This window comes from Streptomyces venetus (assembly GCF_039540295.1).
GTDB classification, from domain to species: Bacteria; Actinomycetota; Actinomycetes; order Streptomycetales; family Streptomycetaceae; genus Streptomyces; species Streptomyces venetus.
The window spans coordinates 819,141-833,372 of record NZ_BAABET010000001.1 but is presented as its reverse complement, the minus strand read 5'-3'; the positions used below and the strand labels follow the sequence as shown (position 1 = coordinate 833,372).

At 71.5% G+C, this 14,232-nt stretch carries 10 protein-coding genes; 7 read left to right on the top strand and 3 right to left on the bottom strand.

What is annotated here, in order from left to right; genetic code table 11:
• The first annotated feature begins 43 nt into the window (after positions 1–43).
• The 5 genes from ABEA82_RS03595 (at position 44) to ppk2 (ending at position 5,597) form a co-directional block, all read left to right on the top strand.
• Positions 44–1,513: a sodium:solute symporter family protein gene (locus tag ABEA82_RS03595; protein ID WP_345659858.1), complete on the top strand. Its 1,470-nt coding sequence runs from the start codon at positions 44–46 to the stop codon at positions 1,511–1,513.
• A 76-nt stretch (positions 1,514–1,589) separates the two neighbouring features.
• Positions 1,590–2,573: an agmatinase gene (gene speB, locus ABEA82_RS03590; RefSeq protein ID WP_003990417.1), complete on the top strand. Its 984-nt coding sequence runs from the start codon at positions 1,590–1,592 to the stop codon at positions 2,571–2,573.
• Positions 2,570–4,255: a thiamine pyrophosphate-binding protein gene (locus ABEA82_RS03585; protein WP_345659857.1), complete on the top strand. Its 1,686-nt coding sequence runs from the start codon at positions 2,570–2,572 to the stop codon at positions 4,253–4,255. Before speB ends, ABEA82_RS03585 begins: the two co-directional genes overlap by 4 nt.
• Positions 4,256–4,362: 107 nt before the next feature.
• Positions 4,363–4,605 (top strand): DUF6411 family protein, encoded by a 243-nt coding sequence (locus ABEA82_RS03580; RefSeq protein WP_345659856.1) that lies wholly within the window; start codon positions 4,363–4,365, stop codon positions 4,603–4,605.
• Between the two features lie 35 nt (positions 4,606–4,640).
• Positions 4,641–5,597: a polyphosphate kinase 2 gene (gene ppk2, locus ABEA82_RS03575; RefSeq protein ID WP_345659855.1), complete on the top strand. Its 957-nt coding sequence runs from the start codon at positions 4,641–4,643 to the stop codon at positions 5,595–5,597.
• 55 nt (positions 5,598–5,652) lie between these two features.
• Here the strand turns inward: ppk2 and ABEA82_RS03570 are convergent, their stop codons facing one another.
• The 3 genes from ABEA82_RS03570 to ABEA82_RS03560 form a co-directional block, all read right to left on the bottom strand.
• Complete coding sequence (locus ABEA82_RS03570) at positions 5,653–6,075, bottom strand: ATP-binding protein (protein ID WP_345659854.1); 423 nt, start codon at positions 6,073–6,075, stop codon at positions 5,653–5,655.
• A 101-nt stretch (positions 6,076–6,176) separates the two neighbouring features.
• Positions 6,177–6,785 (bottom strand): hypothetical protein, encoded by a 609-nt coding sequence (locus tag ABEA82_RS03565; protein WP_345659853.1) that lies wholly within the window; start codon positions 6,783–6,785, stop codon positions 6,177–6,179.
• A gap of 237 nt (positions 6,786–7,022) precedes the next feature.
• On the bottom strand, positions 7,023–9,242 hold the full coding sequence (locus tag ABEA82_RS03560; RefSeq protein WP_345659852.1) for a mannosyltransferase YkcB-related protein: 2,220 nt from the start codon (positions 9,240–9,242) through the stop codon (positions 7,023–7,025).
• A 145-nt stretch (positions 9,243–9,387) separates the two neighbouring features.
• Here ABEA82_RS03560 and ABEA82_RS03555 point away from each other — a divergent pair, with 145 nt between their 5' ends.
• Both ABEA82_RS03555 and ABEA82_RS03550 read left to right on the top strand, forming a co-directional pair.
• Positions 9,388–10,239, top strand: coding sequence for a serine hydrolase (locus tag ABEA82_RS03555; protein ID WP_345659851.1), 852 nt, complete (start codon positions 9,388–9,390; stop codon positions 10,237–10,239).
• Positions 10,240–10,424: 185 nt separating this feature from the next.
• Positions 10,425–14,156 carry an ABC transporter ATP-binding protein gene (locus ABEA82_RS03550; protein WP_345659850.1) on the top strand — a complete coding sequence of 1,244 codons (3,732 nt, stop codon included), beginning with the start codon at positions 10,425–10,427 and terminating at the stop codon, positions 14,154–14,156.
• The last annotated feature ends 76 nt before the right edge of the window (positions 14,157–14,232 follow it).

Sequence of the window (14,232 nt, the reverse complement as noted above, 5' to 3'; positions counted from 1 at the left end):
CAACCTCGTCTCCCGCCACTCAGCGTGTGCGAAGGAGGTCCTCATGGCCGTCGACTATCTCGTGATCGTCGCCTATCTGGCCGGAATGCTGGCCATGGGCTGGTGGGGCATGCGCCGCGCCCGCTCCAAGAGCGAGTTCCTCGTGGCCGGCCGCCGCCTCGGCCCGGCCATGTACTCCGGCACCATGGCGGCGATCGTCCTCGGCGGCGCCTCCACCATCGGCGGTGTGGGGCTGGGCTACCAGTACGGCCTGTCCGGCGCCTGGATGGTCTTCACCATCGGCCTCGGCCTGCTCGCCCTGTCCGTCTTCTTCTCGGCCCGTATCGCCCGGCTGAAGGTGTACACCGTCTCCGAGATGCTCGACCTGCGCTACGGCGGCCGGGCCGGAGTGATCTCCGGTGTCGTCATGTGGGCGTACACCCTGATGCTCGCGGTGACCTCGACCATCGCGTACGCCACGATCTTCGACGTCCTGTTCGACATGAACCGCACCCTCGCGATCGTCCTCGGCGGCTCGATCGTCGTCGCGTACTCCACCCTCGGCGGGATGTGGTCGATCACCCTGACGGACATGGTGCAGTTCGTCGTGAAGACCATCGGCGTGCTGCTCCTGCTGCTGCCGATCGCCGTCGTGAAGGCCGGCGGGTTCGGCGAGATGAAGGCCCAGCTGCCCACCGAGTACTTCGACCCCCTCGGCATCGGCGGCGAGACGATCTTCACCTACGTGCTGATCTACACCTTCGGCATGCTCATCGGGCAGGACATCTGGCAGCGCGTGTTCACCGCCCGCAGCGACACCACCGCCAAGTGGGGCGGGACCGTCGCCGGCACCTACTGCCTCGCGTACGCCCTCGCCGGTGCCGTCATCGGCACGGCGGCCAAGGTGCTGTACCCGAAGCTCGGCAGCCCGGACGACGCCTTCGCGACCATCGTGAAGGAGGAACTGCCGGTCGGTGTGCGCGGGCTGGTGCTGGCCGCCGCCCTGGCCGCCGTGATGTCGACCTCGTCCGGCGCGCTGATCGCCTGCGCCACCGTCGCCAACAACGACATCTGGTCCCGGCTGCGGGGGATCGTCAAGGCACCGGCCGAAGGCCAGGAGGAACACGACGAGGTGAAGGGCAACCGCCTCTTCATCCTGATCATGGGCCTCGCGGTCATCTGCACGGCCATCGCGATCGACAACGTCGTGGAGGCACTGACCGTCGCCTACAACCTCCTCGTCGGCGGACTGCTCGTGCCGATCCTCGGCGGGCTGCTGTGGAAGCGGGGCACGGTCCACGGCGCTCTCGCCTCGGTCGTGGTGGGCGGACTCGCGGTCATCACCCTGATGGCGACGTACGGCATCCTCGCCAACGAGCCCGTCTACTACGGGCTGCTCGCCTCGCTCGCCGCCTACCTGGTCGTCTCCCTGGCCACCCCCGCCACCGACGCCGCCGTCCTCGCCGCCTGGCGCGAGCGGCTCGCGGGACGGTCCCCCGAACTCGCGTCCGAACCGGTCACGGCTTCCCAGTAAAGTCGTACAGCAAGCAGTACATAGCAGTACTAAGCAGTCCATACGCGAAGAAGCGTAGGAGAGAAGGCATTTCCTCATGAGCAGCAACGAGACTCCCCGCGGGCCCGTCGACTCCTCCCGCGTCCCGCGGTACGCCGGACCCGCGACCTTCGCCCGGCTGCCCCGGCTCGACGAGGTCGGCGGACGGGCCGATGTCGCCGTGGTCGGCGTGCCGTTCGACTCGGGCGTCTCGTACCGGCCGGGCGCCCGCTTCGGCGGAAACGCGATCCGCGAGGCGTCCCGGCTGCTGCGCCCGTACAACCCGGCGCAGGACGCCTCCCCCTTCGCCCTCGCCCAGGTCGCGGACGGCGGCGACATCGCCGTCAACCCGTTCAACATCAACGAGGCCGTCGAGACCGTCGAGGCCGCCGCGGACGACCTGCTCGGCACGGGCGCCCGGCTGATGACCCTCGGCGGCGACCACACCATCGCGCTGCCCCTGCTGCGGTCGGTCGCGAAGAAGCACGGCCCGGTCGCCCTGCTCCACTTCGACGCGCACCTCGACACCTGGGACACCTACTTCGGCGCCGAGTACACCCACGGCACCCCCTTCCGGCGCGCGGTGGAGGAGGGCATCCTCGACACCTCCGCCCTGTCCCACGTCGGCACCCGCGGCCCGCTCTACGGCAAGCAGGACCTCACCGACGACGAGAAGATGGGCTTCGGCATCGTCACCTCGGCCGACGTCTACCGGCGCGGCGCCGACGAGGTCGCCGACCAGCTCCGGCAGCGCATCGGCGACCGGCCGCTGTACATCTCCATCGACATCGACTGCCTCGACCCGGCCCACGCCCCCGGCACCGGCACCCCCGAGGCCGGCGGCATGACCTCGCGCGAGCTGCTGGAGATCCTGCGCGGCCTGGCATCCTGCAACCTGGTGTCGGCCGACGTCGTCGAGGTGGCCCCCGCGTACGACCACGCGGAGATCACGTCGGTGGCGGCCTCCCACACCGCGTACGAACTGACCACGATCATGTCCCGCCAGATCGCCGCGGCCCGGAAGGACTCGGAAGCCAAGTGACTCACGACCACGACCTGGTGCTCCGCCCGACGCCCGCCCAGACGGAGGCCGCCCTCAATCCTCCTCCCGGCCGCAATGGCGGAGACCTGGTCGTGGAGACGCTGGCCGGGCTGGGCGCCACGACCGTCTTCGGTCTGCCCGGCCAGCACGCGCTCGGCATGTTCGACGCCCTGCGCCGCAGCGATCTGCGCTACATCGGCCTGCGGGTGGAGAACAACGCCGGGTTCGCGGCGGACGCCTACGGCCGGATCACCGGCGAGGCCGCGCCCCTGCTGCTGTCGACGGGGCCGGGCGCCCTGACCTCCCTGGCCGCTCTCCAGGAGGCGGCGGCCGCCTCCGCGCCCGTGCTGGCGATCAGCAGCCAGATCCCGACGGCGGGGCTCGGCGGCGGGCGGCACGGCTACCTCCACGAACTCCCGGACCAGGCCGCCTCGTTCCGGGGCGTGGTCAAGTCCGTCCACACCGTCCGCACCCAGTCCCAGATCCCCTCCGCGATCGAGGCGGCCTGGAAGTCGGCGCTGACCGCACCGCACGGCCCGGTGTGGGTGGAGATCCCGCAGGACGTGCTGCTCGCGCCGACGGCGATCCCGGTGGTGACCGGCGGCGACGCCTTCCCCGAGGAACTGCCGCCGCGCCCCGAACTGACCGCCCTGGCCGCCCACTTGCTGTCTCATGCCGAACGCCCGGCGATCATCGCGGGCGGGGGAGTGGTACGGGCGGACGCCTCGGGCAAGCTGAAGCGGCTGGCGGAGCTGCTCGCGGCCCCGGTCGTCACGACCCCCGGCGGCAAGGGCGCCTTCCCCTGGAAGCACCCGCTGTCGCTCCAGTCCTGGATCGAGGACCGGCACACCACGGACTTCCTGGAGGACGCGGACGTCCTCCTGGTGGTCGGCTCGGGACTCGGCGAACTCTCCTCGAACTACCACACGTTCAAGCCGCGCGGCCGGGTCGTCCAGATCGAGGCGGACCTCGGCAAACTGGAGTCCAACCACCCGGCGCTGGGCATCCACGCGGACGCCCGCCTCGCGTTGCAGGCGCTGCTGGAGACGGTGTCCGAACGACAGGACCCGGCGGCCCCGGAGCGCGTCCGGGAGGTGCTCGCGAAGGTCACCGAGCGCATCGCCGCCCAGGAACTCACCCTGGAACAGGACGTCCTGGCCTCCGTGCGCGGGGCGCTCCCCGCCGACTCCCCGTCCTTCTGGGACATGACGATCCTCGCCTACTGGGCCTGGTCGGCCTTCGACGCCAAGGGCCCCAACCACATGCACTCCGCCCAGGGCGCGGGCGGCCTCGGCTACGCCTTCCCGGCGGCCCTCGGCGCCGCGGCGGCCGATCCGACCCGCCCGGTCCTCGCGGTCTCCGGCGACGGCGGCGCCCTGTACTCGATCGCCGAGCTCGCGACGGCCCGCCAGTACGACCTGAACGTCACCTGGCTGATCGTCGACGACGGCGGCTACGGCATCCTGCGCGAGTACATGAACGACGCGTTCGGCGAGGCGACCGCGACGGAACTGACCCGGCCGGACTACGTGGCACTGGCGGAGTCCTTCGGCGTCCCCGGGGTCCGGACGACCCCGGAGAGCCTGGAGCGGGACCTCGCGAAGGCGCTGGAGACCCCCGGGCCCTCGGTGGTGCTGCTCCCCGCCGTGCTGCGCATGTTCGCGCCGACGCACCTGGGCTGAGCGGCGGCCGGTCCGGCCGGACCGGCCGGGCCGGGTTCCTGGCTCCTCACATGGGCGGGGCAGGACGGGGCACCTGTGCTTCAGTCCACCAGCGAAGGGAGCCGATCATGGTAGTTGCCGCCGTCATCGCCGTATGTGTGGTCCTGGCCGTCCTGGCCTTCCTCGTCCCCCGCCTGTCCCGCCACCCCGAACGCGGCACGCAGCGTACGCTCGGTGCCGGGGCGCGAGCCGGTGGCAAGGCGCCCGGGATACTGGGCCGGCTCTTCAGCAAGCCCTTCCACACCAGTTCCCGCGCGGTGAGCCGCAGCGGTTCGGCAGGTCGCCGCACCCGCGGCCGCATGCCCTTCTGAACGACGGTGCGGGCAGAACGACGGGGAGCCTGGAGATGAACGCCGAAGACGCCGACAGACTGCTGGACGGGCTGACCGTGGACACCAGCCGGCGGGAGCGCCCGATCGTGCTGGACGGGGACGGGCGGCCCCTGCGGACCTGGCGGGAGAACCATCCCTACGACCACAAGGTGAGCCGCAAGGAGTACGAGCGGACCAAGCGCGTCCTGCAGATCGAGCTGCTCAAGCTCCAGCGGTGGGTCAAGGACACCGGCGCCCGCGTGGCCGTCGTGTGCGAGGGGCGGGACGCGGCGGGCAAGGGCGGCACGATCCAGCGGCTGACCGAGCGGCTCAACCCGCGCGGCGCACGCGTGGTCGCCCTGGACAAGCCCACCGAACGCGAGGCGGGCCAGTGGTACTTCCAGCGGTACATCGCGCACCTGCCGACGGCCGGGGAGATCGTCCTGTTCGACCGCTCCTGGTACAACCGGGCCGGAGTGGAGCGCGTGATGGGCTTCTGCTCCAAGGACGAGTACGAGCTGTTCCTCGGCCAGTGCCCGGCCTTCGAGCGGATGCTGGTCGACGACGGCATCCTGCTGGTGAAGTTCTGGTTCTCGGTGTCCCGCTCCGAGCAGCGCACGCGCTTCGCGATCCGGCAGGTCGACCCGGTGCGCCAGTGGAAGCTCTCGCCCACCGACCTGGCCTCGCTGGACCGCTGGGACGACTACACCGAGGCGAAGGTCGACATGTTCCGCGCCACGGACACCGCACACGCCCCCTGGACCGTCGTCAAGAGCAACGACAAGCGGCGCGCCCGGCTGGAGACCATGCGCAGTCTGCTGTCCCGCATCGACTACGCCAGCAAGGACCCCGAGGCGGTCGGCGTCCCCGACCCCCTCATCGTCGGCGCCGCCGACACCCTTCTGGAGCCCGGTGAGGAGGACACCACACTGTCACCCACTCCGTTGTCCCCCGGCGCCGACGGGCCCGGCAAGCATCCCGGGACCGACTGACACGCATTCGTTCACCGGCACGTTCGTTCACCGGCACCTTCATTCACCGGCACCTTCATTCACGGGCATCGGCATCGGCATCGGCATCGGCGGGGCGGAAGCAAGCCGTCACCGTCTTGCCGTGCCGCTGGCACCGCATCCCCCACTCGTCGGCGAGCTTGCGCACGATGGCCACACCACGCCCGCCGACATCCCCCGGCTCCGCCTCGCGCCCGCGCGGCAGCGTCGGGTCTTCGTCGTGGACGCTCACATGAAGGCAGTCGCCGTCCCACGTGAGGACCAGGTGCGCGTCGCTGTGCGCGTGGACATGCGCATTGGTGATCAGCTCGGACACCGCCAGCACGATGGCGTCCACCGTGTCCGGCTCGGCGTCGGCCCAGGGCAGGGACTCCAGACGTTTGCGTGTCCACTGCCGCCCGGACCGGACACTCTCGGACATGGGGAACGAGTGCGCCCACCCCATCGCTTTCACCGCCACCGCCCCGACCTCCCTCTGCTTCGACCACACAGCAGCTCGTGCCTGAACCGGGTACCCGGCGCCCGCGTCGACAGACCTGAGGGCGCCGGTTCCGGACACGGCTAGAGGCCGTCGCGGACCATCGCGGCGACGAGGTGGACGTGGCGGTCGGCCGCCGTGGTCGACCACTCGTTGTCGTAGTTCAGGCCGTAGGGCCAGAAGTGGCCGCCGCCGGTGGAGATCTTCGCCCCGGAGCCGTCGTACTGCTTGACGAGGGCTGTGGCCTGCGCGCCGGTCCAGGTGCCGCTGCCGCCGAGCCGGGACCAGCCCGCGCTGGTGCCCACGCCGATGGTGTGGGCGATCTCGTGCAGGGCCGTCCGCTCGTTCATGTAGCTGCGGTTGCTGCCGAAGCGGATGGTGCCGTTGATGTTGCCGTCGGCGGTGGGCACACCTGGCTCGTACCGGACGGTGATGGTCTTGCCCAGGTCGCTGAGGTTGTTGTAGCGGGCCACCGCCGCGTTCATGGCCTTGGTGATGAGGTCGTAGGCCGTGCGCTGGTCCTCGGTCGGGTTGCTCGCGCGGACGAGGGACCAGGAGATGGTGGCCGCCGCGGCGCGGTCGCCGGCCGGGGCGGGGGCGGCGGTGGTCCGGGGGGTGGCGGCCTGGGCGACGCCGGGGCCGATCAGGAGCGCGGCCGTCAGGGTGGCTATGACCGCCTTGCGTGGACTCATGGTGGATTCTCCTGTGGGGGGTGGTCGTGACGCGTGGGGGCGAAACTTCGCACGACGTTCGGAATCTCGGACGTACGGGTCCAACTGCCTTTGCCGAAGCGGAAGTTGGAGCGCTGTCGACCGCAAGTATCCCGAGGGGAAAGAGGGCGTCAAGAGTTCTCGCAGAACACCGCACGCCGGAACGGCCCCCGACCGAGGGGTGGTCGGGGGCCGTTCCGGCGTGTGCGTGGTGGGGGATCAGCTGACGTCGGACGGGTCCAGGCGGTAGATCGTCGACTGGTTCGACTGCGCCGATGAGTTGGAGCTGGTGCTCTTGCTGTACGTGCTCTCCTTCACCGCCGTGCCGTGCTTCTGCACCCACGCCGTGACCTCGGAGCTGACACTGCTGCCGCCGCCGGGGCCGCCGCCCATGCCGCCACCGCCGAGCTGGATGTAGTGCAGTTCGCCCTTCTTCACGAGTTCCTTGAGCTTGGCGAGGGTCATCGCCTTGTCGCTGCCGGACCAGCCCCACATCGAGATGACGGGCTCCCCGCTGCTCACGATGAGCTGGGCGGCGCTCTGCGAACTGGACACGGCCAGGAGCCAGGTGGCGCCGTCCTGGTGCTTCTTGAGGTAGGCGATCAGTTCGCTGCTCGCGCCGCCCATGCCCCCGGGGCCGCCGCCCATGCCGCCGCCCGTACGGCCGGGCTGCGAGCTCGCCTCCCCCGACCGGCCACCGCTCGTGCCGCCCGGGGGCGTACCACCGGGTGCCTGCCCGCTCTGCCCGTCCTGCCCGCTCTGCCCGTCCTGCCCACTCTGCCCGCCGGCCGGCGTCCCGCCACCCGGGAAGCCGCCGCCGGCCTGGGCGTTCCCGCCCTGCTGAGCCCCGCCGGGACCGCCCGAGCCACCGCCCGGGAACCCCCGGCCGCCTCCGCCCCCGTCCCCGCCCCCGGGCCCGCCGAAGCCGCTGCCCGTGGTCGGCCCGGCGGTCGGGTTCGTACCGCCCATGCCACCGCCACCGCCCGACCCGGACGGCACCGACCAGGCGTACGCGGCCGGCCCCGCCACCGCCGCGACGACCGCCGCCGCGACGGACACCGCGAGCAGCCGCAGCCGCAGCCCCGAGACGCCGGACCGGAAGACGAACAGCCCCACGAGGGCCAGCGCCATGACGACCAGCACCGAAGGCCACAGCCAGGTGTTCCAGCCTGAGGCCCGCCGCAGCAGTACCGCGGCCCACACGGCCGTGACACCCAGCCCGAGGGGCAGCACCCACACCCACCGCCGGTCCGCCCGGAAGGCGCGCAGCAGCAGGACCCCGCCGCCCCCGCACAGCGCCGCCACGCCCGGGGCGAGCGCGGTCGTGTAGTACGGGTGCATCGTGCCCTCGGCCAGCGCGAACGTGAGGTAGTGCAGGACCGTCCAGCCGCCCCACAGCAGGAGCGCGGCCCGGGTGCGGTCGGTACGCGGGGCCCGCCCGCACAGCACCAGGCCGCCGACGAGCGCGATACCCGCGAAGGGGATCAGCCAGGAGATCTGGCCGCCGAGGATGTCGTTGAACATCCGCCCGAGACCGGCGGTGCCGGAGAATCCGCCGCCTCCGCCTCCGCCTCCGCCGCCTCCGCCGTTGCCCTCGCCACCGAGGATCCGGCCGAGGCCGTTGTAGCCCATGATCAGGTTCCAGGCGGTGCCGTCCGTCGAACCGCCGATGTACGGCCGCGAGGAGGCCGGGACCAGCGACACCGCGGCCGCCCACCAGAAGCTGGACACGGCCAGCACCACAGCCGCGAGGAGCAGGTTGACGATCCGCTTCACCCACGCCGGTTTCGCCGCGTACAGATACACCGCGAAGACGGCCGGCAGCGCGATGTAGCCCTGGAGCATCTTGGTGTTGAAGGCGAGCCCGAAGCAGGCCGCCGAGCCGAGCAGCGGCAGCAGCCGCCCGTCGCGCGCCGCCCGCAGGGCGAGGGCCGCGCCCGCCACCATCAGGAACACCAGGAGCGTGTCGGGGTTGTTGTCCCGGTTGATGGCGACCGTGATCGGGGTGAGGGCCAGGACGAGGGCGGCGACGGCCGCCGCCGCGTGCCCGAACACCCTCTTCACGGAGGAGTGCAGGATCCAGATCGTGGCCAGGGCGGCCACGACCATCGGCGCCATCATCTGCCAGGTGCCGTACCCGAACAGGCGGCACGACAGGCCCATGACCATCAGCGCGAGCGGCGGCTTGTCGACGGTGAGGAAGTTCCCGGCGTCCAACGAGCCGAAGAACCACGCCTTCCAGCTCTGCGTGCCGCTCAGCACGGCCGCGCTGTAGAAGCTGTTGAGGCTGGAGCCGGAGAGGTTCCAGGAGTAGAGCACCGCGGCCAGGGCGAGGATCGCGAGCAGCGCGGGCAGCGACCAGCGCGGAACGGCGTCGGCCGGGGGCGTAACCGGAGGGGGCTCGGCGGTGCGGAGCTGGGGTTCGGTGGCAGATGTCACCCGAGCATGGTGGACAGCCCCGTTGGGTGGCCGCTGTGCCGAAGCTGGCACGCGCCTGTGAAACCGCGCAGCGCCCGGTAACGACTCGCACAAGTCTTCGTCGACGCCTACAACCTTTGCCCCTCGTCCGTGAGTCAAGGGGTGCATGAATTCTGGGATATCCCGCCGCGCGCGAGTGCTGGCGGCGGCCGTGGGTACGGGCGTCCTCGTGCCGCTCGTCGCCGCCGCCACGCCCGCCGCCGCCGCACCGCCCGCCGTGACCTGCACGTCCGCCAAGGCCGGCCTCGCCGCCAAGCTGCAGAAGGACATCACCGCCGCCCTCGCCACCCGCAAGGGCACCGTCGCCGTCGGCCTCCACGACCGCAGCACCAACACGACCTGCACCCTGCGCGCGACGTCCGCCTACGACTCGGCCAGTGTCGTCAAGGTCACCGTCCTCGCCGCGCTGCTGTGGGACGCGAAGAAGTCGAACCGGTATCTCACCGAGCGCGAGAACACCCTCGCCAAGGCCATGATCACCAAGTCGGACAACGCCGCGACCTCCACCCTGTGGAAGCAGCTCGGCATGACGAAGATCAAGGGCTTCCTCACCGCCGCCGGCATGACCCAGACCAAGCCCGGCGCGAACGGCTACTGGGGCCTGACCCAGATCACCGTCACCGACGAGCAGAAGCTGCTGAAGCTCCTCACCGGCAAGAACGCGGTCCTCAGCGACAACGCCCGCGCCTACGCCATCAAGCTGATGGGCCAGGTCGTCTCGTCCCAGCGCTGGGGCACGCCGTACGGAGTGCCCTCCGGTGTGACCGTGGCCGTCAAGAACGGCTGGCTGCAGCGCTCCACGAACGGCTGGCGCGTGCACAGCGTCGGCGCGTTCAAGGGCGGCGGCCACGACTACGTCATGACCGTGCTCACCCACGGCAACAGCACCATGGACTACGGCATCGCCACCATCCAGGCCGTGGCCAAGGTCATCCACAAGGACCTGGCCGCGAGCTGACGCTTCCCCGCGCGGCTACTCGCGGGTAAGGGCAACACCCTTCTTCCAGGGGCGCGGGAAACCGCGTGGCCGGCCCCCTCACCGGCGCACCCGACGACGGACAGAAATTGTTACGGCGGGATGAAATCCGGTCGCCACCGCGTTGGTGCCTTTCGGCAGGAGAAGGACGATCGGAGGGCACCGGCGTGGGTTCAGAACGGGGATGGGCAGGCCGACTGTGGGGGTACGCCTGGCGCCACCCCAAGTACGTCGTCCTCGCTCTCGGCTCCTCCCTCGCCGGCATGGCCGTCATGGCCGTCGTCCCCCTGATCACCAAGGTGATCATCGACGACGTCATCAGCGACCACACCAGGGACATGACCACCTGGGCCGGCCTGCTCATCGCCGCCGCCCTGGTCGTCTACGTCCTCACCTACGTCCGCCGCTACTACGGCGGCCGCCTCGCCCTCGACGTCCAGCACGACCTGCGGACGGCGATGTACGGCACGATCACCCGCCTCGACGGCCGCCGCCAGGACGAGCTGTCCACCGGCCAGGTCGTCGGCCGGGCCACCAGCGACCTCCAGCTGATCCAGGGCCTGCTCTTCATGCTCCCGATGACCATCGGGAACGTCCTGCTGTTCCTGATCTCCCTGGGGATCATGGCGTCGCTGTCATGGCCGCTCACCCTGGTCGCCCTGGCCGTCGCCCCCGCCCTGGCCTGGATCGCGAGGCGCAGCCGCACCCGGCTGCACCCCTCCACCTGGTACGCCCAGGCCCAGGCCGCCGCCGTCGCCGGGGTGGTCGACGGCTCCGTCAGCGGTGTCCGGGTGGTGAAGGGCTTCGGGCAGGAGGAGCAGGAGACCGGGAAGCTCCGGGACGTCAGCCGCAGGCTCTTCGCGGGACGGCTCCGCACCATCCGGCTGAACTCGGTCTACACCCCGGCCCTCCAGGCCGTCCCCGCCCTCGGCCAGGTCGCGATGCTGGCGCTCGGCGGCTGGCTGGCGGTGCGCGGGCACATCACGCTCGGCACGTTCGTGGCGTTCTCGACCTACCTCGCGCAGCTCGTCGGCCCGGTCCGCATGCTCGCCATGGTCCTCACCGTCGGCCAGCAGGCCCGCGCCGGCACCGAGCGTGTCCTGGAGCTGATCGACACCGAGCCCTCGTTCCAGGACGGCCACAAGGAGCTCCCCGCCGACGCCCCCGCGACCGTCGAGTTCGACGACGTCGCCTTCGGCTACGACGGTGCCCACGGCACGACCGGCCCCGTTCTCGACGGGCTCTCCTTCGAGATCCGCCCCGGCGAGACCCTCGCGGTCGTCGGCTCCTCCGGCTCCGGCAAGTCCACGGTCTCCCTGCTCCTGCCGCGCTTCTACGACGTCACCCGCGGTGCCGTGCTCGTCGGCGGCCACGACGTGCGCGAGCTGTCCCTGGAGTCGCTGCGGGCGGCGATCGGCCTGGTCCCGGAGGACTCCTTCCTCTTCTCCGACACGGTCCGCAACAACATCGCCTACGGCCGCCCTGACGCCACCCAGGAGGAGATCGAGAAGGCCGCCCGCGCCGCACAGGCGGACCGTTTCATCAGGGCACTGCCCGACGGCTACGACACCACCGTCGGCGAGCACGGCCTCACCCTCTCCGGCGGCCAGCGCCAGCGTGTCGCCCTGGCCCGCGCGATCCTCAGCGACCCGCGGCTGCTGGTCCTGGACGACGCCACCTCCGCCGTGGACGCCCGGGTCGAGCACGAGATCCACGAGGCCCTGAAGGGCGTCATGCGGGGCCGCACCACCCTGCTGATCGCCCACCGCCGCTCCACCCTGAACCTCGCCGACCGCATCGCCGTGCTGGACGGCGGCCGGCTCGCCGACATCGGTACCCACGACGAGCTCCAGCGGCGCTCCGCCCTGTACCGGCGCCTGCTCACCGACCCCGACGAGCTGGGCGCGGTCTCCCCGGGCCACACCCAGCCGGTCTGCCCCCAGGAGGACACCTCGGTACGGGACGAGCTGGACGCCGAGTACGACGCCGAGCGCGGGGTCACCCCGCGGCTGTGGACCGGTGACCGCGAGCGCGAGGACACCGCCCTCGCGGAGAGCCCCGCCACCCCCGAGCTGCTCGCCCAGGTCGAGGCGCTGCCCCCGGCCACCGACGTGCCCGACGTGGACGAGAGGCGGGCCGTCCAGCCGGAGGAGTCGTACGGCCTGCGCCGGCTGCTGCGGGGCTTCGGGCTGCCGCTGCTGGTCAGCCTCCTCCTGGTCGCCGTCGACGCCGGTATGGGCCTGCTGCTGCCGATCATGATCCGGCACGGCATCGACTCCGGCGTGACGAAGGTCGCGCTCGGCGCCGTGTGGGCGGCGTCCCTGCTCGCGCTGGTGACGGTGGTGGTGCAGTGGGCGGCCCAGATCGGCGAGACCCGGATGACCGGACGCACCGGCGAACGGGTGCTCTACTCCCTGCGGCTGAAGATCTTCGCCCAGCTCCAGCGCCTCGGGCTCGACTACTACGAGCGGGAGCTGACCGGCCGGATCATGACCCGGATGACGACCGACGTCGACGCGCTGTCGACGTTCCTCCAGACGGGCCTGGTCACGGCCTTCGTCTCGGTCGTCACCTTCTTCGGCATCATGGTCGCCCTGCTGGTGCTCGACGTGCAGCTCGCCCTGGTCGTCTTCGCGACGCTGCCGCCGCTGATCGTCGCCACGTTCTTCTTCCGCCGGGCCAGCGTGAAGGCGTACGAGCTGGCCCGGGAACGCGTGTCGGTGGTCAACGCCGACCTCCAGGAGTCGGTGTCGGGGCTGCGGATCGTGCAGGCCTTCCGGCGCGAGCGGGACGGCGCGCGGCGGTTCGCCGGGCGCAGCGAGAGCTACCGGCAGGCCCGCATCCGCGGCCAGTGGCTGATCTCCGTGTACTTCCCCTTCGTGCAGTTCCTGTCGTCGGTGGCCGCGGCGGCCGTGCTGATCGTGGGCGGCGCGCGGGTCGACGACGGGACGCTGGCGATCGGCTCGCTGGTGGCCTACCTGCTCTACATCGACCTGTTCTTCGCTCCCGTGCAGCAGCTGTCCCAGGTCTTCGACGGCTACCAGCAGGCGACGGTGTCCCTGGGCCGCATCCAGGAGCTGCTCCGGGAGCCGACGTCGACGAAGTCCGCCGAGAAGCCCCTCGACGTGTCCTCCCTGCGCGGGGAGATCGCCTTCGAGGACGTGCACTTCGCCTACGGTGACGACGAGGAGGCCCTCGGCGGGGTCGACCTGCGCATCCCGGCCGGGCAGACCGTCGCGTTCGTCGGCGAGACCGGCGCCGGGAAGTCGACCCTCGTCAAGCTCGTGGCCCGCTTCTACGACCCCACCACCGGCCGGGTCACGGTCGACGGCACCGATCTGCGGGCCCTGGACCTCACCTCGTACCGGCATCGTCTGGGGGTCGTCCCGCAGGAGGCGTACCTCTTCCAGGGCACCGTCCGCGACGCCATCGCCTACGGCCGTCCGGACGCCACCGACGCCGAGGTCGAGGCGGCGGCCCGGGCGGTCGGCGCCCACGAGATGATCGCCACCCTGGAGGGCGGCTACCTCCACGAGGTCGCCGAGCGCGGCCGCAACCTCTCCGCCGGGCAGCGGCAGCTGATCGCCCTGGCCCGTGCCGAGCTGGTCGACCCGGACGTGCTGCTGCTCGACGAGGCGACGGCCGCGCTGGACCTGGCCACGGAGGCCCAGGTCAACCAGGCCACCGACCGACTCGCGGGCCGCCGTACGACCCTCGTCGTCGCCCACCGCCTCACCACCGCCGCCCGTGCCGACCGGGTCGTCGTGATGGACCACGGCAAGGTCGTCGAGGACGGCACGCACGACGAGCTGCTCGCGCGCGGCGGGCGCTACGCCGAGCTGTGGCGGACGTTCGTCGGCACCGCCGAGCCGGAGGAGCCGGTCGGCGCCACCCGCTGACGGGGCACGCGGTGCGATCGTGACGGCCGTGCAACCGTTCGACATACGCTGTGCGTCCGTACAGCAGTACGCCGAT

Bases quoted from the DNA above. Each gene is read 5' to 3' on its own strand.
- ABEA82_RS03595 (WP_345659858.1), top strand. From the start codon at position 44: ATGGCCGTCGACTATCTCGTGATCGTCGCCTATCTGGCCGGAATGCTG.
- speB (WP_003990417.1), top strand. From the start codon at position 1,590: ATGAGCAGCAACGAGACTCCCCGCGGGCCCGTCGACTCCTCCCGCGTC.
- ABEA82_RS03580 (WP_345659856.1), top strand. From the start codon at position 4,363: ATGGTAGTTGCCGCCGTCATCGCCGTATGTGTGGTCCTGGCCGTCCTG.
- ppk2 (WP_345659855.1), top strand. From the start codon at position 4,641: ATGAACGCCGAAGACGCCGACAGACTGCTGGACGGGCTGACCGTGGAC.
- ABEA82_RS03565 (WP_345659853.1), bottom strand. From the start codon at position 6,785: ATGAGTCCACGCAAGGCGGTCATAGCCACCCTGACGGCCGCGCTCCTG.
- ABEA82_RS03555 (WP_345659851.1), top strand. From the start codon at position 9,388: ATGAATTCTGGGATATCCCGCCGCGCGCGAGTGCTGGCGGCGGCCGTG.